This is a genomic window from Sporofaciens sp. St.21A7, from assembly GCF_059728535.1.
In genome coordinates, this window is the sequence record NZ_BAAGFN010000001.1 from 2,990,933 (window position 1) to 3,017,215 (window position 26,283).

The 26,283-nt window shown below is 49.1% G+C and carries 19 protein-coding genes; 1 reads left to right on the forward strand and 18 read right to left on the reverse strand.

What is annotated here, in order from left to right; all coding sequences use genetic code 11:
* Positions 1–58: 58 nt before the first annotated feature.
* From aspS to AC6I3O_RS14735, 6 genes are all read right to left on the reverse strand, one after another.
* On the reverse strand, positions 59–1,846 hold the full coding sequence (aspS, locus tag AC6I3O_RS14710; RefSeq protein WP_497851541.1) for an aspartate--tRNA ligase: 1,788 nt from the start codon (positions 1,844–1,846) through the stop codon (positions 59–61).
* A gap of 48 nt (positions 1,847–1,894) precedes the next feature.
* Positions 1,895–3,160 carry a histidine--tRNA ligase gene (gene hisS / locus AC6I3O_RS14715; RefSeq protein ID WP_497851542.1) on the reverse strand — a complete coding sequence of 422 codons (1,266 nt, stop codon included), beginning with the start codon at positions 3,158–3,160 and terminating at the stop codon, positions 1,895–1,897.
* Positions 3,161–3,222: 62 nt separating this feature from the next.
* Positions 3,223–4,725: a coproporphyrinogen dehydrogenase HemZ gene (hemZ, locus tag AC6I3O_RS14720; RefSeq protein ID WP_497851543.1), complete on the reverse strand. Its 1,503-nt coding sequence runs from the start codon at positions 4,723–4,725 to the stop codon at positions 3,223–3,225.
* 14 nt (positions 4,726–4,739) lie between these two features.
* Entirely contained in the window at positions 4,740–5,360 is a 621-nt protein-coding gene (locus AC6I3O_RS14725) for an MBL fold metallo-hydrolase (protein WP_497851544.1), read from the reverse strand.
* An 8-nt stretch (positions 5,361–5,368) separates the two neighbouring features.
* Positions 5,369–7,717 carry a RelA/SpoT family protein gene (locus tag AC6I3O_RS14730; protein WP_497851545.1) on the reverse strand — a complete coding sequence of 783 codons (2,349 nt, stop codon included), beginning with the start codon at positions 7,715–7,717 and terminating at the stop codon, positions 5,369–5,371.
* A 38-nt stretch (positions 7,718–7,755) separates the two neighbouring features.
* Positions 7,756–8,280, reverse strand: a complete 525-nt coding sequence (locus AC6I3O_RS14735; RefSeq protein WP_497851546.1) for an adenine phosphoribosyltransferase — start codon at positions 8,278–8,280, stop codon at positions 7,756–7,758.
* 159 nt (positions 8,281–8,439) lie between these two features.
* Between AC6I3O_RS14735 and AC6I3O_RS14740 the strand changes: the two genes are divergently transcribed.
* Positions 8,440–9,351 (forward strand): hypothetical protein, encoded by a 912-nt coding sequence (locus AC6I3O_RS14740; protein ID WP_497851547.1) that lies wholly within the window; start codon positions 8,440–8,442, stop codon positions 9,349–9,351.
* 97 nt (positions 9,352–9,448) lie between these two features.
* Here the strand turns inward: AC6I3O_RS14740 and recJ are convergent, their stop codons facing one another.
* The 12 genes from recJ to AC6I3O_RS14800 all read right to left on the reverse strand — a co-directional run bounded on the left by recJ (position 9,449) and on the right by AC6I3O_RS14800 (position 26,281).
* Positions 9,449–11,212: a single-stranded-DNA-specific exonuclease RecJ gene (gene recJ / locus AC6I3O_RS14745; protein WP_497851548.1), complete on the reverse strand. Its 1,764-nt coding sequence runs from the start codon at positions 11,210–11,212 to the stop codon at positions 9,449–9,451.
* A 121-nt stretch (positions 11,213–11,333) separates the two neighbouring features.
* Positions 11,334–13,481, reverse strand: a complete 2,148-nt coding sequence (gene secD, locus AC6I3O_RS14750) for a protein translocase subunit SecD (RefSeq protein ID WP_497851549.1) — start codon at positions 13,479–13,481, stop codon at positions 11,334–11,336.
* A gap of 14 nt (positions 13,482–13,495) precedes the next feature.
* On the reverse strand, positions 13,496–14,890 hold the full coding sequence (gene scfB, locus AC6I3O_RS14755; RefSeq protein WP_497851550.1) for a thioether cross-link-forming SCIFF peptide maturase: 1,395 nt from the start codon (positions 14,888–14,890) through the stop codon (positions 13,496–13,498).
* A 192-nt stretch (positions 14,891–15,082) separates the two neighbouring features.
* Positions 15,083–15,226: a six-cysteine ranthipeptide SCIFF gene (gene scfA / locus AC6I3O_RS14760; RefSeq protein ID WP_497851551.1), complete on the reverse strand. Its 144-nt coding sequence runs from the start codon at positions 15,224–15,226 to the stop codon at positions 15,083–15,085.
* A gap of 110 nt (positions 15,227–15,336) precedes the next feature.
* Positions 15,337–15,711: a TIGR04086 family membrane protein gene (locus AC6I3O_RS14765; RefSeq protein WP_497851552.1), complete on the reverse strand. Its 375-nt coding sequence runs from the start codon at positions 15,709–15,711 to the stop codon at positions 15,337–15,339.
* A gap of 126 nt (positions 15,712–15,837) precedes the next feature.
* The gene (spoVT, locus tag AC6I3O_RS14770; protein ID WP_497851553.1) at positions 15,838–16,386 is read right to left on the reverse strand and encodes a stage V sporulation protein T; all 549 of its coding nucleotides are present in this window, start codon (positions 16,384–16,386) and stop codon (positions 15,838–15,840) included.
* A 187-nt stretch (positions 16,387–16,573) separates the two neighbouring features.
* Positions 16,574–18,265, reverse strand: coding sequence for an AAA family ATPase (locus AC6I3O_RS14775; RefSeq protein WP_497851554.1), 1,692 nt, complete (start codon positions 18,263–18,265; stop codon positions 16,574–16,576).
* Positions 18,266–18,512: 247 nt separating this feature from the next.
* Complete coding sequence (locus AC6I3O_RS14780; protein WP_497851555.1) at positions 18,513–19,589, reverse strand: hypothetical protein; 1,077 nt, start codon at positions 19,587–19,589, stop codon at positions 18,513–18,515.
* Positions 19,590–19,661: 72 nt separating this feature from the next.
* Positions 19,662–21,788, reverse strand: a complete 2,127-nt coding sequence (locus AC6I3O_RS14785) for a glycoside hydrolase family 3 C-terminal domain-containing protein (RefSeq protein WP_497851556.1) — start codon at positions 21,786–21,788, stop codon at positions 19,662–19,664.
* Positions 21,789–21,851: 63 nt separating this feature from the next.
* Positions 21,852–23,423: a response regulator transcription factor gene (locus AC6I3O_RS14790; RefSeq protein ID WP_497851557.1), complete on the reverse strand. Its 1,572-nt coding sequence runs from the start codon at positions 23,421–23,423 to the stop codon at positions 21,852–21,854.
* A 29-nt stretch (positions 23,424–23,452) separates the two neighbouring features.
* Complete coding sequence (locus AC6I3O_RS14795; protein WP_497851558.1) at positions 23,453–25,216, reverse strand: sensor histidine kinase; 1,764 nt, start codon at positions 25,214–25,216, stop codon at positions 23,453–23,455.
* Between the two features lie 216 nt (positions 25,217–25,432).
* Positions 25,433–26,281, reverse strand: a complete 849-nt coding sequence (locus AC6I3O_RS14800; protein WP_497851559.1) for a carbohydrate ABC transporter permease — start codon at positions 26,279–26,281, stop codon at positions 25,433–25,435.
* Positions 26,282–26,283 lie beyond the last annotated feature (2 nt).

Sequence of the window (26,283 nt, forward strand, 5' to 3'; positions counted from 1 at the left end):
TTAGACATATCTATTATACAAATAATGGAATAAAATGTCTACTCAAAGATGAAAAATTTTACTCTGCTTCCACAACTTCCAGCCCAAGTTCCTCAAGCTGCTTCTTCTCCACAGCCGTCGGCGCTTCTGTCATCAGATCCGACGCATCCTTTACCTTAGGAAATGCAATCACATCCCGGATACTGTCCTCCTTTGCCATCAGCATCACCAGCCGGTCCAGCCCATACGCAAGTCCTGCGTGAGGCGGCACGCCATACTTGAAAGCTGTCAGAAGGAAACCAAACTGTTCCTGTGCCTGCTCCGGGGTAAACCCAAGCACCTCGAACATTTTGCTCTGGATTTCAGGATTAAAAATCCTCACGCTTCCTCCACCAATCTCATTTCCATTCAGCACAATATCATAAGCCTTCGCCCGCACCCTTCCCGGGTCACTGTCAATGAAACCAAGATCTTCCTCCATCGGCATGGTAAAAGGATGATGCTTCGCCGTAAACCGGTTTTGCTCCTCGCTCCACTCCAGAAGCGGGAACTCCGTCACCCACAAGAACTTATACTCATTCTTATCAAGCAGCTCCATCTGACGGGCAAGCTCCAGGCGCAGCGCGCCCAGCACGTCCCATACCACCGTGTTCTTATCCGCCGCAAACAGCAGGAGATCCCCCTTCTCTGCACCCATGGCGGCAATCAGTGCGGACATCTCCTCATCCTTCATGAACTTGGAAAATGAAGATTTCGCCGTTCCGTCTTCCTGGACCGCAATATAGGCAAGCCCCTTTGCACCGTAATCCTTCGCAAAAGACACCAGCTTATCAATCTTCTTGCGCGGCATATTCCCCTGCCCCTTGGCATTGATGCCCCGGACAGAGCCGCCATTTTCGATTGCGCCCTGAAATACCGCAAATTCACAACCCTTCACAACCTCGGTCACATCGCACAGTTCCATCCCGAAACGGATATCCGGTTTATCAGAGCCAAAACGGTCCATCGCCTCCTGCCAGGTCATCCTTGGAATCGGAAGTTCCACCTCAATCCCCAGAACCTCCTTGAACAGCTTTGCCAGCAGCCTCTCGTTGACTTCAATCACATCGTCCACATCCACGAAAGACAGCTCCATATCAATCTGTGTAAACTCCGGCTGTCGGTCTGCCCGTAAGTCCTCGTCACGGAAACATTTCGCAATCTGGAAATAACGGTCGTACCCGGAACACATCAAAAGCTGCTTAAAAAGCTGGGGCGACTGGGGCAGTGCATAGAAATGCCCCTGATGGATACGGCTTGGGACCAGATAATCCCTTGCACCCTCCGGCGTACTCCCAATCAGGACAGGCGTCTCAATCTCACAGAACCCCTCCTCTGAAAGGAACTGGCGGGTCAGCGTCGCCACCTGACTTCGCATCATCAGATTCCTCTGTAAGTCCGGTCTTCTCAAATCCAGATACCTGTATTTCAGACGCAGTTCCTCCTTGGTCTTTAAGTTCTCTTCAATTGGGAACGGAGGCGTCTCCGATTCCGCCAGAATCCGCATCTGTTCCGGGATTACCTCTATCTCCCCCGTAGCCAGGTTCTCATTGACTGCGCCGGAACGCTTTTCCACTCTTCCCACGACGGCGACCACGAACTCTGCCCTAAGCTTCGCCGCTTTCTCAATCAACTGCACATCCGACTTTCCTTCCTCGAATACCACCTGAATGATTCCGGAACGGTCCCGGACATCCACGAACACCAAGCCGCCCTTATTCCGGTTCTTCTGAACCCATCCCATAATCGTTACTGTCTCTCCCACATTAGCGGCCGTCAATTCCGCACACCTATGAGTCCTCTTCAATCCCTGCATTGACTCTGCCATATCTCTTCTCCTTTTTATAAATATTTGCTATCCTGTCCAGGCCGTCTGTTAGCAAAATGTATCCGCATAACATTCGATGATTTCCTCGTACCCGTCCTCCGTCAACTGTTCCTTCTGGAACTTCTTATTCTTCTTCATATTTACCACCAACGCCTGCCTTCCCTCTTCCCGGTCCGCCCTCGCAAGGGCAAGCACTTTCAAGACGCCTTCCTTAGGCATCTTCTTCTCCAGCAGATACGCTTTCCTGCCAAGCCGTTTCGGAACCTGGTATCCATTTTCCAAAAGCAGCATGACAATCCGCTCGAACCCGATGGAAAACCCACACGCCGGCGTGTCCTGCCCGGTAAATTTGCCGATCATCCGGTCATAGCGTCCCCCTCCTGCAACAGAGCCGCCGAAATCGTCCATCTGCACTTCAAAAATCGTTCCTGTATAGTAAGACTGTCCCCGAACCAGCGTCGGGTCAAAGCAAATCCTGAATTCACACTCTTTCGCAGCCTCCACGCTGGAAATAATCATCTCCATCCCTTCCGCTGTCTCGTCCGCCAGGCAATCTCCAAGCTTCTCCTTCAAGAACCGAATCCCTTCCACATCCGGCGTCACTTCCCCGAAAAGGGCAAGATAAGCGTCCGCCTTCTCCTTAGCATACCCCATTGCCGCAAGTTCAGCCGCAACGCCGTCAGCGCCAATCTTGTCCATCTTATCCAGGATAATAAACACCTCGTCATAGTCTTCCTCTTTAAAACCACTGTACGCCGCCATCGCCTTTAAAATATTCCGGTCATTGATGCACACGGTAAAATTCCGGAAATCCAGCCGCCCAAGCATCGCCGTCGTCGCCAGTATCAACTCAATCTCCGCTAAGTTCGACGCCTCCCCCAGAATATCAATGTCACACTGCATGAACTGGCGGAAACGCCCCTTCTGGGGACGGTCAGCCCGCCACACATTTCCAATCTGGAGGGCTTTGAACGGGGACGGCAGTTCATTTGCATGGTTGGAATAATACCGCGCAAGGGGAACAGTCAGGTCATAACGAAGCCCGCCGTCCACAAGATCATTTTCTTCTTTCGCAGATTCCAGTTTTAATTTCTCGCCCCGCTTCAAAATCTTGAAAATCAGCTTCTCATTATCGCCCCCCTGCTTGCTGCACAGGTTCTCGATGTGCTCCACACAGGGTGTCTCCATGGACACAAATCCATAGGTCTTATAAGTATCTTTGATCAATTGTATTACATAATCCCGAATCTCCATCTCACGGGGAAGCATGTCCTTCATTCCCGTGACCGGTTTCTTCTTTAACGCCATATTCATTCTCCTATCCTATACCTATACTAAATAATTCGTCAAAATTTATTTTAAGATTAGAAATTTTTTCATAATTTCCGTTTCCGCCCAATCATCTCGTCAATTCTCTCAATATATTGTGCAACATCCTTCACATTCTCACTGCGCAGTAAATGGGTCATCTTCCCCTTCCGGCTGCCCGGCATCGGAACCGGCTCCTTCAGCACAATCTTCGTCGAAGCTCCTGCGCCAGCCGCAATGATGGTCTGTTTCTCCTCCATAATCAGGATATTATAAATCCCGGCCTTGCCCTTCTTCGCATATCCCACATTTTCAAAATTCCCTGCAATATTCTTCTGCCGGTACAGATAATAAGGCGACATCCCCATCCGATGGGCCGCATCCTCTGCAAGGGAAATCATATCCGACATCACGCGGGACGTTTCCCCGGCATCCGATTCCAAATCCTTAAATTCCATCTTCGCCGCCCTCTTGATAGCCAGCGAATGCACCGTCAGGCTGTCCGGCGCAAGAGCGCCGATTTGTTTCAGCGTATCCGCCATATCCGCAGAATCCTCTCCGGGAAGCCCTGCAATCAAATCCATGTTGATATTGTGAAACCCCATCTTACGTGCAAGCCAATAGGCTTTTGCAATCTCCTCCACACGATGCCGCCGCCCGATGATATCCAGCGTCTTCTGCTGCATACTCTGGGGATTGATGGAAATCCGGGTAATCCCATGCTTTTTCAGCACCTTTAGTTTCTCCTCTGTAATGCTGTCCGGACGCCCCGCTTCCACGGTATATTCCAATAAATATTCTCTGGTGAAATGTCCGTCGATACAGTTAAGCAAACATTCCAACTGCTCAGCCGTCAGCGTAGTAGGCGTCCCGCCGCCGATATAAATGGTATTCAGCTTCTTCCCGGCAGATATCTCTCCGATAAATGTCAGTTCCTTCTGCAAGGCATCCAGATAATCCCAGACTCTGTCCTTCCAGTCAGCCAGCGCACCAGAGCTAAAGGAACAGTAGGTACAGACCGACGGGCAGAAGGGAATCCCCACATAGAGGCTGTAGCCATTCTCGCAGTCCAACTGCCCCAGCAGTTCCCGCTCCCGCTTCGCAATCGCAAAAGAAAGCTCTGCTTTCTCGCGGCTCACCAAAAATTCCCGCTGAAACCATGGGACGAACTTTTCTCTATCCCAACCTTCCTCCGATTTCTGCATGGCAATCTTTGTGGGCCTGACCCCCGTAAGGATTCCCCATGCAAGGGAGCGCCCTGTACGCTTCTCAAGTTCATGATAAAGACAAGTGTCAATGCAATATTTCAACTGACGTTCCTCATCTTCATCCCCATTATCGCCGGCGGCTTCTGCGGCCTGTTCTTCACCGATGGTAATCCAGCCGGTATCCTGCGGCTTTTTTCCTGCCTTGCCGTCGGCATTATCTGCCCCATCCGGCAGCCTCACCATAAGATAATGAGAGGCCTCCTCCTCCGTCCTGACCTTAATCTCCTCAGACGGAAAGAAAGCCTTCATGATATGGTACACATTATACGTATACGCATCACTCTTACATATCACATCAATCATCCTGATACCCCAATTTATAAAAACGGATTGTTCTTTCTCTCATGGCCAATCATAGTCTCCCCCATATGCCCGGGATAGACATGGGTATCGTCCGGGAGCGGAAGCAATTTCTCACGCACGGAACGAATCAGCTCCGAAGCGCTGCTTCCCGGAAAATCCGACCTTCCCACCGAACCTGCGAATAACGTATCCCCGCTGAACAGCACGCCTTCCGCCTTCACATAATAACAGCAGCACCCCGGCGTATGTCCCGGCGTGTGGAACACCTCAAAATCATATCCTGCAAAACGAAGCGTCTCGCCTCCGTGAATATACTCCGCACCGTCAAAGGTATACCCCGACGTATAACTCGACGACAGATTCAATCTCGGGTTCGTCATGATCTCCCTGTCGTCCTCATGGACATAGACAGGCACGTCGTACTCCTTTAAAAGCCCGTCAAGCCCCATAATATGGTCAAAATGCCCATGAGTCAGAAGGATTGCCGTAATCTCTAACCCCTCTTCCTCAATACGGTTCATAAGAGAAGGCGGGCAGGCTGCCGGGTCCACCACCACCGCCTGCTTCGTCTCTTCATTTACCGCCAGATAGCAATTCGTACTGATAATTCCTGTCAAAAATCTCTCTACTTTCATCTCTATGGTTAACCTGTCGTCCTTTCAATATCAATCACATCCTCCAACTGGAGAATCTTCTTAATCACCTTATCCAGCTCATCCCTTCCGTGTACGATGAAGCCGGCCTCAATGGTTGCCGTTCCCTGCTTCTTGCTGGTGCGCACATTCATAGACTTCACATCCACATTCTGCTCCGTGAAAATCCTGGACAGTTCCAGCAAAAGTCCTTTCTTATCATAAGAATAAATCTTGACCTCCGCCAAATACTGCCCGCCTGCCTGTTCCGCTACTTCACTTTCCCACTCAGCCTCAATAAGCCTTGCACGCTCCGGCTCCGTGAGATGAAGCATATTCACGCAGTCCGTGCGGTGGATGGATAATCCCCGTCCCCTTGTCACGAATCCCACAATCTCATCCCCCGGAACAGGATTACAGCACCGTGAGAACCTCACAGCCACATCGTCGATTCCCTTCACAAGAATACCGCTCTTAGACTTGGCAATATGCACTTTATTCCTGGATGCTTCCGCAACCTTTCCAAGCACATCCTCGTCCGTAAGCTCCTGCTTATGCTCCTTACTGTACTCCTCCACCAGACGGTTTACCACCTGGCCTTCCTTCAGCCCGCCGTGCCCAATCGCAGCAAGGACGGAATCCCAATCCTTGAAGCCATACTTCTTCTGGACAATCTCCTGATACTTAGGAACCATAATATTGTTGGGAACAATGGATTTCGCCCTGCAATAACCGGCAATCAGTTCCTTTCCCTTGACGATGTTCTCTTCCTTGAACTCCCGTTTGAACCACTGGTTAATCTTATTCTTCGCCTGCGTGCTCTTGACAATGCCAAGCCAGTCGCGGCTCGGCCCCTTGGAATTCTGGGAAGTCAGGATCTCAATCCTGTCGCCGTTCTGAATCTTATAGTCAATATTCACCAGTTTCCCGTTAACCCTTGCGCCCACCATCTTATTACCCACGGCGCTATGGATAATATAAGCAAAATCAATGGGCGTAGAGCCATTAGGCAGGTTCTTCACATCCCCCTGAGGAGTAAAACAATATACATCCTCCGCAAAAAGGTCCAAATCACCCTTAATCAGGTTCATAAATTCCCGATTGTCCGACATATCCCTCTGCCACTCCAGAATTTGGCGAAGCCAGCTTAACTTCTCCTCCTCCTGAGCTTTTACACTCTTCTTACTGTCGCCGGACTCCTTATATTTCCAGTGGGCGGCAATTCCATACTCGGCAGTCTTGTGCATATCCTCCGTCCGAATCTGGATTTCAAACGGCTGCCCTACGGAACTCATCAGGGTCGTATGCAAGGATTGGTACATATTGGGCTTGGGCATGGCGATATAATCCTTGAAACGTCCCGGAATCGGGGTATACAGCTCATGAATCACTCCCAGCGCCGCATAGCAGTCCCGTACCGACTCCACGATGATACGGACAGCAAAAAGATCATAAATCTGATCCACCGTCTTATCCTGATTGACCATCTTCTTGTAGATACTAAAAAAATGCTTCACACGTCCGCTGACCAGGGCCTTGATGTTCGCATTCTCCATGTGGGCGGAAACTTCCTCCACAATCTGCTGCACGAACTCCTCCCGCTCCATCTTCCTGGTATTAATCTGGTCAACAAGATCGAAAAAGACTTCCGGCTGAGAATATTTTAACGCCAAATCATCAAGCTCTGTCTTAATCTTGGATATTCCAAGCCTCTGGGCGATAGGCGCATAGATATCCATCGTCTCTCTCGCCTTCTCCTTCTGCTTTTCCGGCTTCATGAACTGCAGCGTCCGTAAATTGTGCAGACGGTCGGCAAGTTTAATGATGATAACCCGTATATCCTTCGCCATGGCAAGAAACATCTTGCGGAGATTCTCCGCCTGGACGTCTAATTTGTCCGAAGAATAGGACAAGCGTCCCAACTTCGTGACGCCGTCCACCAGAAGAGCCACATCATCCCCAAAATCCCTGCGGATCTCTTCCTCACTGATCTGGGTATCCTCCACCACGTCATGAAGAATCCCCGCCGCAATCGTCTCCTTATCCATCTCCAGATCCGCCAATATAATTGCGACCCACAACGGGTGGATGATATACGGCTCCCCCGACTTCCGGCACTGGTCCCCGTGAGCCTCCTGTGCCAGGTCATAGGCTCTCTTGATCATCGACACATCCGTAGACGGATGGTATTTACGAATACGGGCGATTAACATGTCATACAAATGGTCAGGCTCCTCGTAATCTCCCGGCGCTTTTACCGCGTGTCCGTCCACGATCTCAAGCCCCTGGGAATGATCGGCCATAATCGCTTCGGCAGCAATCCGGTCGTCTATCGCTTCATAAGTTGTAACTCCTGACATATTAACGCCTCCTCCCTCTCTGATATTCCAATTTTCATCTATTTGCCCGGATATGCAATGACAGATTCCACATCATATCCTTTCAGCTTCTCTCTTCCATTCAAGCCCGCCAGCTCCATCAGGAACACCGTCTTGACCACCTTCCCGCCAAGGCCTTCAATCAGCTTCACCATCGCTTCATTGGTGCCTCCGGTAGCAATCAAATCATCAATAATCACGACCCTCTGCCCTGGACGGATTGCGTCTTTGTGAATCTCCAGCTCCGCCGTGCCGTACTCTAACTCATACCGGATGGAAACCGTCTCGCATGGAAGCTTCCCCTTCTTACGAATCGGGATAAACGGCTTATGCAGGTTATAGGCAATCGGCACGCCGAAGATAAAGCCTCTGGATTCCGGCCCTACGACCAAATCAAACTCTACGTCCTTTAACTTTTCCTGCATCAAGTCTATGGCAAGGGCAAGCCCGTCGGCATCCTGCAATACGCTTGTCACGTCCCTGAAAATAATTCCCTTCTCCGGGAAATCCGGAATACTTCTCACGTACTCTTCAATCTTTTTCATAACAAACTCTCCATTCCTGTATCATTCTATCTTAGTACAGCATTATAGCATTAGTTTGCAGGTTTTTCAATAATGAACCTTTCATTCGTCACATCCTTGACAATTTCCCCAAAGTAGTGCAAAATAATACTATACAAAACACAGTAATATGGAAGGGTGATGACATTGTATCCGGACGAATTACAGAACACCGACGGAACGATAACGCAACTGACAAATGAAGAATTAAGAAGCCTTTTAAAGGAAAAAGACCAGGAGCTTGAAACATTGAAAAGCAGCCATGCCGCCCCGGAAGATAGCTGGAAATCCACTTATGAACTCATTTCCAGCCTGGAAAAGTACAAGACCGAGGAAGTGCTGTTCTATGCGGCACAGATACTCAGCGAGGAGATGGGCAGCAAGGACGTGGCTATCTACACCGTAGCGAACCGGGAATATGCCAGGCTTTATTCCTCCACATCCAAGGAGGCAAGGAGGCTTGGGAATTCCATAAAATACGTCGCGATGGGCGAGCTGTACGACGATTTAAAAGCCGGGCGGATTTATGTGAACGAGCTGAAAGACCCGGAACGCCCTGCGCTTTCCATAGCGGTACATGCCGAAGAAGACATACGGGTCATCCTGATGTTCTGGGACGTTTCAGAAGATAAGCATGGGGTATCGCCGATACAGCGGCTGACCGTAATCGAGACGCTGCTTCAAAGGACCATTCTCCGTGCAAGCCGCTATATGTCAAATTTCAGAAGGAAAAATTATCTGGAAGGAACAAACGTACTCAACGAAAAAACATTCCGAGTCCTGCTGAAAGCATTTCTTGACGCTAAGGAAAAGGGACTGACGGAATGCGTACTGGTAGAATTTGAAATGGGATACCGGGATTATAAATCCATTTCACTGGAGGTATCATGCAAGATACGTCTGACCGACTATATGGGCGTGCTGAACGGCGGAAAATTCTACATACTGCTTGCCAATACAGATATCAAAAGCGCAAACATCGTTCTGGAAAGATTCCAAAGCATCGGATTTAAAAGCGCTATCAAAGATTTGCAATATAAAGACATCGAATAACGGCATCTAATATGACGAGAACAGGGAAGGTCCCTTCCGCCGGAAGGAACCTTCCCCTCTCTTGGTAATTTCACTTCACTGTAAGATATTTTCCAATCTATACCTGATAATGCGTAATAACAATCTGGGGGGTAACACGTCCCATGTATGCATTCAGTTCCGGATAATAGGTTACGGAAAGGGAGATATGGCTTTGCTTACCGGACAACATAAGGTCCAGGGCATCTTTCCCGTAATGTTCTTCCAATTTTTTCAGGAAATCCTCCACATGGTTAAAATACATAGCGTCTATGACAGTTCCTGACGCATCGCAAACCCGAAGCTTGAGTACGTTACGGTTCTTCCCCAGAATCCTTCCGCTTAGGAGTTCCGCCTTACGGGCGGCAAACACTGGTTTCGTATTCCCTTTTCCAAAAGGTTCCAGAAGGGAAAGCTCCCGGATAAAGCATTCCGTCACACAGTGAAAAGGCAGTTCCATGTCAATGACCACTTTTTCTGTCATGTCTTCCCTGGTCAGGGTACAGTTTTCATTGAGCATACGGCGGAATGCCTCGATGTTTTCTTTCTTCAACGATAGCCCCGCTGCCAGTTTGTGCCCGCCGAATTTGGTAAGAAGTTCCTTGCACTTACTAAGCTCCTCAAACATATGGTATGCCTCGATGGAACGCCCAGAGCCTTTGACCCCTTCCGCGGCATCCGTCAGCACGAAAACAGGCCTGTAATAGCTTTCCCGAACCCGTCCTGCCACAATCCCCGCAAGGCTCTCGTGGCACTTGGGAAGGTAGATGACCAGCACCCGGTCGTCCCGGATTTCTCCCGTCTCCACCTGTTCCTTCGCCCAGACAACGGCCGCTTCCGTCATCTCTTTTCTGCTGTCATTCAATGCCTTCAAATCTCCTGCCAGCACGTCCGCCTCTTTCTTACTCTTCGTACGCAGCAGGTCAAGGGCCCGTTTCGCCGTATCCAGCCTTCCGCTGGCATTCATACAAGGCCCTAGGATGAAACCGATATGGTACGCCCGGATTCTATCCTTTTCCAGTTTCGTACATTCCATTAATGCACGCAGGCCTAAGTTCTGCGTACTGCTGATTCTTCTAAGCCCCTCTTTCACGATGATGCGGTTCTCATCTTCCAAATCCATCACGTCGCCCACCGTGGCAATGGCTGCATTTTCCAACAGATAATCCAGGTTTTTTGCGTCTCTTCCCATCTCCCCACACAACACCCGCACAAGCTGGTATGCCACAGCCGCGCCGCACAGCCCGGAAAAAGGATAGGCACAACCTTGCTGCTTAGGGTCAACGACTGCGTCCGCCGGCGGCAGGCGGTAACTGCGGGTCCCTTCCACTTCCTCGTAAGGCACCTCATGATGGTCGGTCACAATGACAGTCATTCCAAGGCTCTTCCCGTAGGCAATCTCATCTGCCGCGGCAATCCCGTTGTCACAGGTGACAATGGTGTCAATCCCATCCTGATACGCCCGCTCTATCAAATCAATGTTCAGCCCATAACCGTCCTTAATCCGCTCCGGGATATCACTGTCCGCCTCCCCGCCGAGAAATTCGATTCCTTCCAGCAATATGTACGCCGCATTGATCCCGTCAATGTCATAATCTCCGATAATACGAATCCTTTTTTGTTCCTCTATCTTCTTTTTCAGGATTGCCGCTGCCTGCTTCATCCCCTTCATCAGCCGCCCGTCGTTCAGCTCCTCTGCCGTCCCGTTAAGGAACTTCCCAATCGCCTCTTCTCCTACCACATTCCGGTTCCGAATCAGGCAGGCAAGCCGGGGACTGATGTGAAATTTCTTCCCAATCGCCTCAAAATCCCCACCCTTTCTCAGAAGCATCCACCGTTCCATCTGTTTTCCCTCCTATCCCTTTACACAACAAAAGCAGCCATGTCATACCATCATAACACTGGCTGCTTTTCCTAATATCTACCTATACAGCGCCGCCCTCCACCGGCAGCGCAAGACAATCCTAAGCGTCCTTCTTCCCAAGTTTCGTCCGCATCACATACCACAGAGCGCCCGTGATACATACGGATGAATATGCCCCGCAGATAACGCCCACCATCAACGGCGCCGCAAACTCACGGATGGAGCTGACGCCCATTACGAACAGAATCGCAACCATCACGAACGTCGTCAGCGAAGTATAGATACTCCTTGTCAATGTCTGGGTGATACTCTTGTTCACCACAGCCATAAGATCCGTCTTCTTCGTCTGATAATGCAGCTCCTCGCGGATACGGTCAAAGATAACGATGGTCGCATTGATAGAGTAACCCACAATGGTCAGCATACACGCAATAAATGTATTGCCCACGGAAATCCTTGCAATCGCATAGAACCCGACTACAATCAGGACATCGTGCAGAAGGGCTAAAATCGCACTTGCCGCAAAACGGATATCCTTGAACCTAAACCAGATATACAGCAGCATGCAGATCGTGGAAAGAATAACCGCAACGACGGCGTCCTCACGCATCTCGTTACTTACCGTAGAGCTGATATTCTCGGCCGTAATCAATGACTCGTCCACCTTGAACTCATCCACCATCGCCTGATTCAATTCCTCACGCTGGTCAAGAGACAGCGTCACCGTCTTGATGATTACCTGATTCGTCCCTGCAACCTTCTGTGTCTGCACATTCTTATCCCCGGTAATCTTTTCCACTACAGGGACAATCTTTTCATCAATGTCATCTATCGAAAATTCCTCGTTAAAAGTCACATTGGTAGACGTACCGCCCTCGAACTCAAGGCTGTACGCAAACGCACCCTTCCCCTGTGAGGAATTCACGCCCATCACGGCAAGGCTTGCCACAATCAGCAGCGCTGAAATTGCAAAGAATACCTTCCTCTTCTCCACAAATCCAATGGGCTCCCTCTCCTTTTTCGGACGGTAGTACAGGCTCTCCTTGCGAAGTCCCACCGCAAAGAAGGAAAATACGATGATTCTCGTAACCACAAGCGCGGTAAACATTGACACGATAATACCGATTGCCAAAGTCTGTGCGAAGCCCTTGACCGGCCCGGAACCCCGGAACCACAGCACTGCCGCCGCAATCAGCGTGGTCACGTTGCCGTCCACGATGGCAGACATGGCTTTCTGGAAACCTGTCTTCAAAGAATTCTTCACGGTCTTGCCCCGTGACATTTCCTCACGCACACGGGCAAATATAATGACATTCGCGTCCACCGCCATACCGATGCCAAGGATGATACCTGCAATCCCAGGCAGCGTCAGCGTAACATTGAACGCATTCAGGATTACCAGAACCAGCTCCGTATAGATTAACAGGGCAAGCCCGGACGCCAATCCAGGGAGATAATAAACAAAAATCATAAATACGATAATCAGCGCCAGGCCAATCGCCCCGGCTTTCAAACTGGTGCTGATTGCCTGCTCTCCCAACTGCGCCCCTACCACATTGGAACGGAGTTCCTCAAGCTCCAGCTTCAGTCCGCCGATACGGATTGTGGAAGCCAGGTTATCTGCCTGCTCGAATGTAAAATTACCAGTAATATATGCCTGTCCGGTATCGATCTCCTGCCTTACATACGGGTCGCTGATGGTCGCCCCGTCATAGACGATATTAATCTTCTTGCCTACGTTTTCCTTCGTAGCCTTTGCAAATTTCTCGGTTCCTTCCTTATTCAGCGTCAGCTCTACGGAGTATTCCTTATTCTTCATGCTGTCTTCCCCGGCTCTCGCCGTCGCCGTCTCAATATCGGAACCCGTGAGCACCGTCTTGCCGTCCTCCGTCTGGAACTCTAACGCACCCGGCTTTCCAAGCTCGTCCAGAATCTTGTTCGCATCCGTCACGCCCGGAATCTCAATGTTAATCCGGTCGCTTCCCTCCTGGTAAACGCTTGCCTCCGTACTGTACTGCTCCACACGTCTCTGGAGCTTATAGATGGTGTCGCTCATCTCTTCATCCGACGGGTTCTTGTCCTTGACCTGATATGTGATGCTGACGCCGCCCGCCAGATCAAGCCCCAGCTTGATATTCTTCATCGCCCCGGTCCCGGTCTTGCCGAACCCGACCAGCACGGTAAATCCCATCAGTGCAATCAGGACTACCGTCAGTATCAGGCTTATGATACCTCTGTTCTTCTTCATGGTAAACTTCCTTTCTACTCATCCGCCAAAGCAGCTTTAATCATAATCGCGCACTCTACACGCTTTCTCTGCATCTCGCATCCTATGTCGTAGGTGTCATGGATTGTACCGTGGAAATGATAGGCGTTCGCCATACAACCGCCGCTGCAATAGAACTTTGCAAAACAATCCCTGCATTTTTCCTTGGAATAGACGTTGCAGCTTCGGAAATCATCTGCGATCTCCGGCTTTACGACGCCGTCTTCTACATTTCCCATCTTGAAATCTTCCTGCCCAACGAACTGATGGCACGGATACAGATCCCCCCATGGCGTTACGGCAAGATACTCTGTCCCGGAACCGCATCCCGACAAACGCTTCGCCACGCAAGGCCCACCGTCTAAGTCTATCATAAAATGAAAGAAATTGAAACCTTTTCCTTCTTTTTCGCGTTCAATCATCACTTTCGCCAGCTTATCATACTCTTCCAGGATCTTTGGAAGGTCTTCGGTGCGGATAGCGTAAGGGTCGCTCTCGTCGCCGACGACAGGCTCAATCGACATCTGTTTGAACCCGAGATCCGCAAAATGCAGGATGTCCTCCGAAAAATCCAGATTATTCCGGGTAAACGTCCCCCGGACATAATATCTTTCCTGATTACGGCTTTCTGCCAGCTTTTGGAACTTAGGCACAATCAGGTCATAACTTCCCTTCCCATTCCGGAACGGACGCATACGGTCGTTGACCTCCTTACGCCCGTCCAGGCTCAGCACCACATTGTCCATCTCCTGATTCACAAACTCCTGGATCTCATCATTCAGAAGCACGCCATTGGTGGTGACTGTGAAGCGGAAATGCTTGTCATGGAGCTTCTCCTGCTGCCTTCCATACGCCACAAGGTCTTTTACCACCTGCCAGTTCATCAGCGGTTCGCCCCCAAAGAAATCCACCTCAAGGTTCCTGCGGCTGCCGGAATTGGCAATCAGGAAATCCAGCGCTTTCTTTCCGACTTCATAACTCATAAGCGCCCGCCTGCCGTGGTATTCCCCTTCCTCCGCAAAACAATATTTGCAGGCAAGGTTGCAGTCATGGGCAATATGGAGGCAGAGGGCTTTCACCACCGTCTTCCTCTTCTTCACTTCCTCCACCATATCCTCATAGGTATCTTTCACAAATAGCTGCCCGGCCTTTGTAAGCTCTACCACATCCGCCAAAGCGTCCTTTAGCTCGTCCTCGGCATACTGGCCGCCCAGTTCCCGTTTTAGCCCATTCAGAACCTCCGGCTCCTTCAAAGTCTGCACGGTATGTTCCATATGGTCTTTGTTTAAGTGGAAAATGACATCGTAACAAAGCTTGTCCACTACATGGACAGCGCCGCTTACGACATCCATTACGATATTGTATCCGTTATTCTGATACTGATGTATCAAGGCTATGTACCCCTTTCTTATCGAAACATTTACTCCTTTTTATTCTTTCATGGACAAAAGTCCGCCCGCCCCGTCAGGGGCATGAATTACGGTGTGCCCTTGGGTATACTCTGCGGCAAACAGAAAAAGAATCCCGCTTTACGGGATTCTCCGCCTGCGGATACCCCGCAGCAGCGCCATCATTCAAATGACTTATCTCTTCTGCTCGCATGTCTGGTTGCCCACTGTGCAGGACGTCTTACATGCGGACTGGCAGGACGTCTGGCACTCGCCGCATCCGCCCTTCTTCAAACTATTGTTCATGGTCTGTGTATTTAATGTCTTTACATGCTTCATGGTCATGATCCTCCTTATTTTTGCTTGACTTTTGTTATTATAGCATTACATCATCATTTGCGCAATAAGGAAGTGCGTAAAATTCACGCCATTTTGCCAAACAATATATGTCATGACAACATGCCTCCCGCCATTCCGCCTCCCGCGCAGAGGATAAACGTCGTCACCATATTTGCCGCGTCTCCGTTCAGCGTCCGGTACACGCCAAGCGTAATCAGCATAAGCAGCGCAAAGTAGCCGATTCCAAGCCCAAGGCCCCACAGATATCTTCTTACCTTAGCAAATTTCCCGATAATGATGCCGCCAAGCAGTGTCGCCATGATATAGATTGCCACGATGGCAGCCGATACCGCCTTTTCGTTCAGTTCAAACTTGAACAAAGCGACTGCAAGCAGCAATAATAAGATTCCTGTGATGACATAAGAAACCAAAAGTGACTTTAATACCCACATGACCCACGAATCTTTTTGGAGCTTTCTTTCCATTCCCATCCCTCCTTGTCTACCACAAGATATGATGGGAATTTTAAATATATTCCTGTCTTTTGCCTGTATAACGGCAAAACAGGGGAATCGCATGCGAATCCCCCTCTGCCGTCTCATGACCGCTTCTTATTGTTCCATCTGGCTGCCCAAGAATCCTGCCGCGCAAACTGCCATTTTCTGTTCCAGTTCCCCAAGCTTCTTTTTGGGATCACGGGACAAAAGAATCACGCCGCCTATAATATCCCCCTCACAGATAATCGGGCTGATAATCTCATGCTCATAATCCTCGTCCTGAGCGTCTATAATCGGAATGTATGCCTTATCCCCCGCCGACGCTGCAAGCTGCGCCCTGCCGCCCAGGCTCTTTTCTAACTGCCTGCTGATATATTTGTCCTGAAGTTCCTTCTTCCCATTTCCCGCCGACGCAATTATCTGATCCATGTCACAGACACACACCAGACAGTTCAGCGTCTGGGACAGGCTCTCCGCATACTGCTTTGCAAATGTTGACAGCTCTCCGATTGGAGAATATTTCTTTAAAATAATTTCGCCTTCCCTGTCGGTGAAGATTTCCAGCGGGTCGCCTTCTCGAATCCGCAATGTCCGCCTGATTTCTTTCGGGATTACCACACGGCCCAGATCATCTATTCTACGTACAATTCCAGTTGCTTTCATAGTATCGATTCCTCCATCTGTAGATTTTCATATCACTTGTTCGTAATGATACTATTATCTGTAAATGAAGGGATTTTATACCGCAAAAGGTAGAAGAATTTGAAGCTCTTATATTTCGCATATTGTGGATTGGATTATAATGAATATCCTATTTATTGGGCTGCTATCAGCAAAAATTATCTTTTATTTATTTTTCCGCCAGTATGACCTTGCACCGCTTTTTATAACAGGCAATCCCATATTTCAGAATATTCTCTACTCCATCATCTTCAAGGTCATCTTCATACTTTGTATATTCGATCTGTTTTAACGCCTCCTTGCATGCCCCATCCAGATTCCCGTCATGGGCATATTTTACTTCTATGATGATCCCCATATCCCCGGTATCCGGTTCTGCAAGGATATCCGCATAGCCCTCTCCCATTTCCCGGTTGGAAGAAATCCCCCACCGGGTTTTCACTCCTAAGATTCCAAGCAGAACACCATGATAAAAATTCTCTTTCATATCTGTTTTTACCGCTGTATCCCGGATACTGATAGTCTTCCGTAAATATTCCGTAAAAATCTTTTCCACATTTTCTGTATCCTCATTCTGCAAGGCATCGCAAAAACGATTTAGCGTATCCCCGTCCTCCCGGACATTCTCCTTAAAGAATTCCATGATCTGCGTCTCAAAAATATCCCTGATTTCCAGATTGGGGATCGCAAGTTTCATCTGCCTGCCTTCCGCTTTTCCACGCTGGGTCAGATACCCGGTAGTAAAAAGAAGGCTCCAGATATTGTCAATGGACTGATAAACTTCCACATACGTGAGTTCCTGATGGATCTCCTTTGTAATGACTTCCCCTGCCACCAGACGCTCAATCTCCCGTTTGGTCGTCGTATTGGCCGATTCTTGAATGAACCGTTTCACCGCGTCATTGCTGCTGGTGTTGATCCAATAATTTTCCGGCTGTACATGAGGCTCGCTTCTGATTCTGTCGCAATGGTTCAGCACATCCCACGGGCAATACACCTCTGCATTACCAAACTGGTAACCGTCATACCATCTTTTTACTTCCTCATAATGATCCATTACCCCATAATACTCCAAAAGGTCTTTCACTTCTTTGTCTGTAAAACCGAAGTATTCATCAAAGCGCTCATCTGCAATCGTCAACACTTTCAGGTTGTTAAGCCCGGTAAAGATACTCTCCTTTGAAATTCTAAGGCATCCGGTCAATACCGCTAATTTCAGACTGCTATTCGTCTTCAACACCTCTCCAAGCAGGCTTCGGATCAGGGAGAGCATCTGATCATAGTATCCGTTCGCATGAGCCTTTGCCAACGGAACATCATATTCATCTATCAACACAATCACTTTTGTACCATAATGTTTTTCCAGCATCCCCGACAACTGCCTTAAACTGCTGCAAAGCATACCTTCATTCATATTTTTATCCAAAAGAGCTCTGTACACTGCTTTATCATGCTCATTCAGCTTTTCACTTTCTAAAAGGGAATAGAACTTTGCCGCCGCTTCAATGATAATCTGGGCTGCCATTTGATAAGCGATCTCATAGGATCTCGCGTCAATCCCTTTCAGGGAAACCGAAATAACCGGATATTTTCCCATATGCTCCTCACAGAGCGCAGTTTCCTTTGAAATATCCAGCCCCTCAAAAATACGCTTATCCCCATTCAGTGAAAAAAAATGTTCCAACATACTCATATTCAGCGTTTTTCCAAATCTTCTGGGGCGGGTAAACAAATTTACTTCTCCCCAGTTGTTAAGAAGTTCCCTAATCAGCCCGGTTTTATCAATATAGTAAAAATCATCGGAACAAAGTTTTTCGAGATTTTCAATTCCTATCGGAAGTTTCTTCTTTCTCATCTCCATCTCTTTCCACGCTCCTTCCGTCAATTTCAAACCGTTTTCTGTCTCAGATTCTATTCCTATACATTATAACAACTAAGCGGCAGCTTTTCCATAGGAATCTTCCGTTCATTCTGTCCCGCACCTGCTGAACCTTTCAAAATGACTTTTTCCATATCGTAAGCTTCTTGGGTTCTTCCTCTGTTACCCCGCCGGCTTCCCTGACCCTGACGCAGTCTGCCTGCATTACAATCTCAACCTGCTTGTCCTCTTAATTGTAATTAAAGACATTCTCTTCAATCCCCCCAATCACAGCCTCCACATCTTCCTTCCTGACCAAAAACCGTTCCACCCCATCAATCTCCACAGAATCAAACTCATCATCAAATGCATAATAACACACCGAAACATCCGGAGCGCCTTCCATATTCCGATGAAACCTGACCACAAGATGAGGCTCATCCTTCCCGCTGCTTCTTTCCCCTTCCATTTCCGACACCAGGCCAACGCCTGAAATCAACTGATACAGGGCGGCAAACTCTTTTTTCTCTACCTCCTTCTTCCCGAATCTATACGAGTCTTTTGCCGCATCTACCTGAATCAAAAACTGGCTGCCATCCGCCGTAATCTCAATATCTTCCAGCGTCTCCGCAGAAATCAGCACAGGAATCTTCAAAATATAGTCAAAGGGTTTCCGGCCGAAAATCATCTGCAGCGCGGCTTCCTGAAGGACATACACCTGTTCCTCATTTCCGGCAACAGCCGCATAACGTCCCCCATTGCCGTCTTCCTTCCCCAGAATAACCTCTGCTGTCGTATCTGCTTCATCCGTACTCTTCGCCACAGAATCATCCAAAGTATCCACATACTCCACCCGATATCCCATATCCGAATCCTCAATCCCCGTGTCAACGCCTTCCAAAACCTCTGCCGGCATTTCAAACGTAATACCGCACAATTCCTGAAACATCTCAAACATGACTTCCGTATTCATGGTGGCATTCTCATCATAGGGATTTAAAATCTCCCAATAGTCAAACTGCATCTTATATTCCGCCGGTTCTCTTGAAATGTGAAGGAACTCCTCCCCGTCCTTCGTAAGAGAAACACTTCGTATCCCATTGGGGATAAACTGCGGCACAGACGCCTGCTTTAACGTCTTACCCTCTTTCCTGTCTTCGTCTCCACCTGTCCCGGTATTCCCTGCACGCTCCTGTGTTTCGGCTTTCGTCCGGCTCTGATCCGCCCTGTCGTCTTCTTCCTTTACTTTGGAGCATCCGGCTGACAAAAGAAGCGTCAGGCAAACCACAAATGCCGCAATCCTTTTTCCATGTTGTCTTCCCATCATTCTTGTTCCCTTTCCTGACTTCTTCCTAAAAAATCATATTCAAGCCATTCTCAAAACTTCCCCTCGTTCCCTTTACGAATCCAGCGTCACCAGAACCTCCACAGGCTCTCTCCCCGTCAGCCTCCGGCTCCTTTCATCCGGCTGGGACGTTCCGACGAACAGCTTGAACTTCTTACTGTCAATGTGCCGCTCCCCTTCCTCATCCACCACGCTCATCGCCCGGTTTGGAATCACAAGCTCAAAAGACTTCTCCTCTCCTGCCCTCAAAAACACCCGCCGAAATCCACACAAACTATAATTTGGTACAGCCAGCTTTGAATCCAAATCCTTGATATAGACCTGAACCACCTCATCCGTATCCACCTCGCCCTGATTCCTCAGAGACACTTGAATCCGGATATCCGACTCCTTCGTAACCTGCCCCGACCTATTCGCTCCTACTACCCTTACGTCACCATAAGACAGCCCGTACCCGAAGGGATACAGCGGTTCCTGCTCCATATACCGGTAAGTCCGGTTCTTCATCGAATAATCCGTAAACTCCGGCAGTCCCTCAAGGTCTTTATAAAATGTAATCGGCAGCTTCCCGGAAGGCGACACATTGCCAAACAAAATATCCGCCACGGCCCTGCCGCCCCTTGCTCCCGGATACCACGCCATCAGGATTCCATTACAATGCTCCTGGGCGTAAGCCAGGTCAATGGCGCTTCCCGCCATCAGTACAACCACCGTCGGTTTCCCTACGGCCGTAACCTTCTCAATCAGTTCCTCCTGAACCCTGGGAAGATGCAGATCTTTCTTATCTCCGGAAGCGTCACTGTTTCCCGCATCCCCTTCTTCCCCTTCCAGCGTCTCGTCCATTCCCACGCAAATCACTACCACATCGCTGTGTTCCGCCGTAATGACCGCCTCTGAAATCCTGTCCTGGCTCCACGCAAGGCTCTCCACCCGATCCTTCTCCAAATGGCACCCTTCTGAATACAGCACACGCACCTCGTCGCCTGCCTCATCCTGAATCCCTTCCAACACAGTGATATATCTGGAAGAAGTTCCATGGTAATTTCCAATCAACGCCGCCCGGCTGTCCGCATTCGGACCCACCACGCCGATTGTTTTCACCTTGGACTTATCAATCGGAAGGACGCCATCATTTTTAAGCAGCACGCTTCCCTTTCTCGCCATATCAAGCGCCGCTTCCACATGCTCCCGGCACTCTACCACCTCATAAGGAATCTCGTCATACTCACTTCCGTCAAACAACCCAAGTAAGAACCTTGCCGTCAGCAGCCGCTCTGCCGCTATCGTAATATCTTCCTCTGAAACCAACCCTTCCTCAACGGCAGCTAAAAGATGCAGATACGTATTCCCACAGTTCACGTCACAGCCCCGTTTCAACGCCAGTGCAGCCGACTCCCTGGCATTTCTTGTCACCTGATGATTCTCATGGAAATCCTTGATCGCCCAACAGTCCGATGTAAAATGCCCGTCAAATTCCCATTTTCCACGCAGCACGTCTTCCATCAAATACTTATGCCCGCAGCATGGCTCCCCGTTAGTACGGTTATAGGCTCCCATCACAGACTCCACGTCCGCCTCCTTCACCAAAGCCTCGAACGCCGGAAGATAGGTCTCCCACATGTCCTTCATGCTAACCTTCGCGTCAAACTCATGGCGGATTGCCTCCGGACCGCTGTGGACGGCAAAATGCTTGGCGCATGCCGCCGCCTTCATCACAGGACCATCTCCCTGAAGCCCTTCCACGAACCGGACGCCAAGCCGGGAGGTCAGGTAAGGATCTTCCCCGTAAGTCTCATGCCCTCTGCCCCAGCGCGGGTCACGGAAAATATTCACATTGGGGGACCAGAATGTAAGCCCTTTATAGATGTCTCTGTCCCCATGCCGGGAATAAGCATTGTATTTCGCCCTTCCCTCCGTGGCAATGATATCCCCCACCTTCTCCATCGCATCCTCATCAAAAACTGCCGCCATGCCGATGGCCTGAGGGAACATAGTTGCCACTCCCGCCCTCGCAACGCCATGCAGCGCCTCGTTCCAGTAGTTATATGCAGGAACACCCAATCGCTTCACAGGCGCGGCGTCATATTTTAGCTGGGCCGCCTTCTCCATCAATGTCATCTTTGAAACCAGTTCCTTCGCCTTTTTTCTCGCTTTTGCTCTCTCTTTTCTATGATTTCCCATCATTTAAACTCCTTTTCTATCTTCTACAATAATCTATCAGGTACTTCTCCGTAAAGACTTCTCTCACATCTCGCATGCCCCCTGAATCTCCTCCCGGTACTTCGTCGGAGACTTCCCCGTATGCTTCTTAAAAGCCAGGGAAAAATAATTGGTATCCCGATACCCCACCATCAACGCAATCTCCCCAATCTTCAAACTGGTGGTATCAAGCAAGGATTTCGCCTTCTCAATCCGTTTCCGCACAATATACTCATTGCACCCCTCCTTCGTCACCCGCTTAAACAATCTGGAAAAATAATTAGGGGTAATATACAGCGACACGGCAATATTCGACACCGTAAGCTCCTCCGTCAGATGCTCGGAAATATAATATTTCGCCTTGGAAATAATCTCATGCACATTCTCATCCTGTCCCCCCAAAAGCTGCACAAGGAACATCTCCGTCACATTGCGCGCCTCCTCCCTGGAAGCAGCGCGAAGGCTCTTAGACAGCGCATCTAACTTCCCAGAATCCGTCTCCCCGGCTTCCCCCGCATAAGAAAAATAAATACACGAAGCCAGCTCGAAACAAAGCCGCCGAACCGTCTGCCTGGATAGATTATAAGATTCTGACGCCTTCGCAAAAGTCCGGAAGGCTTTCAGAACATATTCCGTATTCCCAATATTGCTGCACATGATTTCCTTCAGCTCCACATAGATATCCTGAAAAATATGGTTCTTATTCTGCTCCCCCAAAAGCTGCACAATATCCTGTATTCCTTCCTTTTCCGTATCCAAAAGATGCCTTGCATCATGGTAAGAGACATAAAGCCCCTCTAACCGCTCCACAACACTCCCAATCACCATCTTAGGCTTACAGTCAAATTCATCCTGCAGGATGTCCGAGAGTTTCCTGGTCTTCTCAAGTACCGACTCCTCTTTCTCTCTCAGGAAATACACTATGATAATCGCCCCGTCGTCATCTGGGAACGTAATCCCCTCCTCCTCCGCATCCACGATACTGATGCAGATATTCTTCATGGACATCTCCCGGAAATTCTTCTCCGTCGGCTGATTTTCCAGACACAACGCAGGTGCAATCAGCATTGCCTGAAATCCGAAAAAACTGTCCAGTTTATAAAATTCCCGCAGCTCCAAAAGAAGCCGCGTGCTTTCTCCCCTGCGGTGAATCAGGTCACGCATACACCTCTCAAGACGCATCTGCTCCGCCATACCCCGCGTCCTCCTCGCCAGCATAGAACTCTTCTCCCTTGCCTCCTCTTCCTCAAGAAACCGGACCTGTTCCCGGATTGCCCGGGACAAATCCGACTCCTCCACAGGTTTCAGGAAAAAGTCCTGCACCTTCAGACGCAGGCTTTGTCTGGCATACTCAAAACTGTCATACCCTGTCAGCACCAGCACACGAAGCTTAGGAGAAATCTCCTTTGCCGCCTCAATCAGCTCAAGCCCTGACATCTCCGACATCCGGATATCCGTAATCAATATCTCCGGCCGATGCTCCCCGAGCAGTTCCAGCGCCTCCCTCGCCGAACCTGCCGTATAGACCTTCCCTACTCCAAGCTCCGGCCACGGAATCACTTTCTTGATACCCATCCGTATCATTTTCTCATCATCCACAATCAGTACCTTATACATGAATCATCTCCTCCCTGCATCAAATCCTCCTAATCCTCCTGCACCTTCGTCACATACGGAATCCGAATCTCCACGGTAACGCCGCCAAAAGAATTCCTCAGATAATGAAGCCCAAAACCAGAGCCATAGAGAAGCTCAATTCGCTTATTCACGTTCCGTACCCCATACCCAAAGGACTCATCATACTCCGACAACTGCTGGTTCATCTCGTCAATCTGTTTCTGGGTCATGCCCGTCCCCGTATCGGCAAGGGCCAGCTTCACCATATCCCCCTGGCGCACAGCCTGCAGGGAAATACTCCCCTCCTTCCCCTGTTTAATCTTAATGCCATGGTAAATGGAATTCTCCACCAAAGGCTGCAGCGTAAGCTTTGGAATCATCGCACCTTTACACTCCTCATCCATCCCGATCTCCATCCCGATAATATGGTCATACCGCATATTCTGGATAATCAGGTAATTCCTCACATGTTCAACCTCCATTTCCAGTGAAATCACATCATGCCCCTTGCTTAGGCATATTCTGTAATACCGTGCCAACGCCTTCACCAGCGTGGAAATCTCATGGTTCCCGTCTGCCACAGCCTGCCAGTGGATACAGTCCAGGGTGTTATACAGGAAATGAGGCTGAATCTGGGACTGAAGGGAATTGAAGCGTATCTGCTCAATCTGGTGCTGCTCCTGCTTAACCTGCTCCATCAGGACTACAATTTCCTCCATCATAGAATTGAAGCCCGTAGCCAGCTTTGCAAAATCCTCCCCCATATGTCCAGCGTCAATCCTGACAGATAAGGAGCCCGCCGCCACGTCGTCCATATTCTGCACCACCCGGTCAAGAGGCTGGTATACCTTGCGGATAACCCGCTTCACAATCACATAACTGACTGCAACCAACACTAACAGAATTCCGGCCATAAGCCCAATGGTTCGGATACTCGGACGGTACAATTCAATCGTCGCAATACTGCTGATAATGTAAAAATTCCAGTTATATACCTTCTGATAGACATAGAGCCTCCCCTTCTGGTAGAAACTCCCCTGTCCCTCCCCGAGCCCGCTTATATAATCCACGGCCGTTCCGATCTTACTTGTATCCCCCGCTGCGACCACGGTCCCGTCTGTGCTCACTACCTCCGTCCGCCTCTCGTTTTTTGCCTCCACAACAATCTGTTCCAGGACAGGGTTAGAATAATTCAGGCACAAAAGCCCCCTCTCCTCATGCAGCTTTTCTAAACTGTAGACAGGAAAATATACGTTTGCCGTATACTGCTCTCCCTTATAATAGGCATTGGAAAATCCGATTTTCAACGTACTCTTCTGCCCGTTCTTACATTTTTCCAAATCCCTTTGATACACCTGATGAAACTCCGACGCAGTAAGCGTATCCCTACCCCGATAAAGATAATCATCCATCTGATAGCTGATGACAGCGATAAAATTCAAATCCGACGACATGTTCAGGTAGCTGGATAAGACATTGTTCGCCTCCGTAGTCGCCAGCGCATATTCCAGCGTATGCTTATCGCCGCATTTCAGATATCGCTGCACGTAACCGTCGATAACAAGGGCAACGGACATCGCCTTATACTCCTCAAGCTTATTCTGGTAATTCTCCGCCAGCGTTGCATTCTTATCCTGCAAAAGCTCGATGGACTTATCCTTGAGCGAAGTAACAGATGATATTGTAGATACAATCAGGACGATCAGTGTCGTGAAGGTGATAGATACGCTGACAAGCACCTGCATTTTCCGGTCAAACTTCCATCTGCCAATACATTCTTTCCATCTCTCCATAAATATTTCCCTCAAATTTTGTGGGTTCTTCCCACTCCATGCCATTTCCCGGCAATCCGTTCTTCCGTTCCCTGTCAAGAGTATACCTAAAAAAACCGCCTCTGTCAGCATTTCTGTACAAGGAAATATACGGAAAATACCGACAGGGGCAGTTTTTCTAAGTTTCCCCGGCGTCCTGCGCGGCTAATATCCGTCAAAACCACCTGAGGTATCTCACTATCCCTTCACAGCGCCTGCGGTCATACCCTTGACCAGCTTATCCTGGAAGATGATAAACATAATAATCATCGGCAGCAAGGTCAGGGTCAGGACTGCCATAATCATCGGCGTATTCATGGAATACTGCCCCTGGAATTCCCAGATTGCCAGAGGGAGCGTCCGGTTCGCCGAAGACTGAGTCAGTGTATATGCGAAAGAAAATTCATTCCACATGTTCACGCCGTTGTAGATTGCCAGCGTCGCAAGTCCCGGCTTTGCCAGCGGCAGAATCATGGAGAAGAACATCTGAACCTTCCCACATCCGTCGATTTCCGCCGACTCTTCAATCTCCCGCGGAATCTCCTTCATGAAACTGGTCAGGATAAACACAGAAATCGGCACGGCAAACGCAATGTACGGCCCAATCAGCGACCAAATACTGTCATACAGTCCTGTCGCCTTCGACATTTTAAATACCGGAATCAAGGTAATATGCACTGGAATAGACATACATGCCACAATTCCCGCATAAATCGGGTTCGCCAGCTTAAACTTGAACCTCGCCAGAGGATACGAAGCACACGCCGAGATAAATAAAAGCAGCAGAAGCGAAATCGTCAGAACGATCACACTATTCATAAAATACCTGCCAAATCCGCCGGTCAGCACTTCCTTATAGTTTGTAAAATTCAGAGAGTCCGGGAGATTAAAGACTCCCTTTGTAAGCATCTCGAACTTCTCCTTAAAAGAGTTCAACACCATAAAGATAAACGGCAGGAACGAAACCACCAGATAAAAAATCGCCAAGGCAAACGCGATTACCCAGCATATGATACTCTTTCTTTTATTCTTCTTATACAGATCCATAC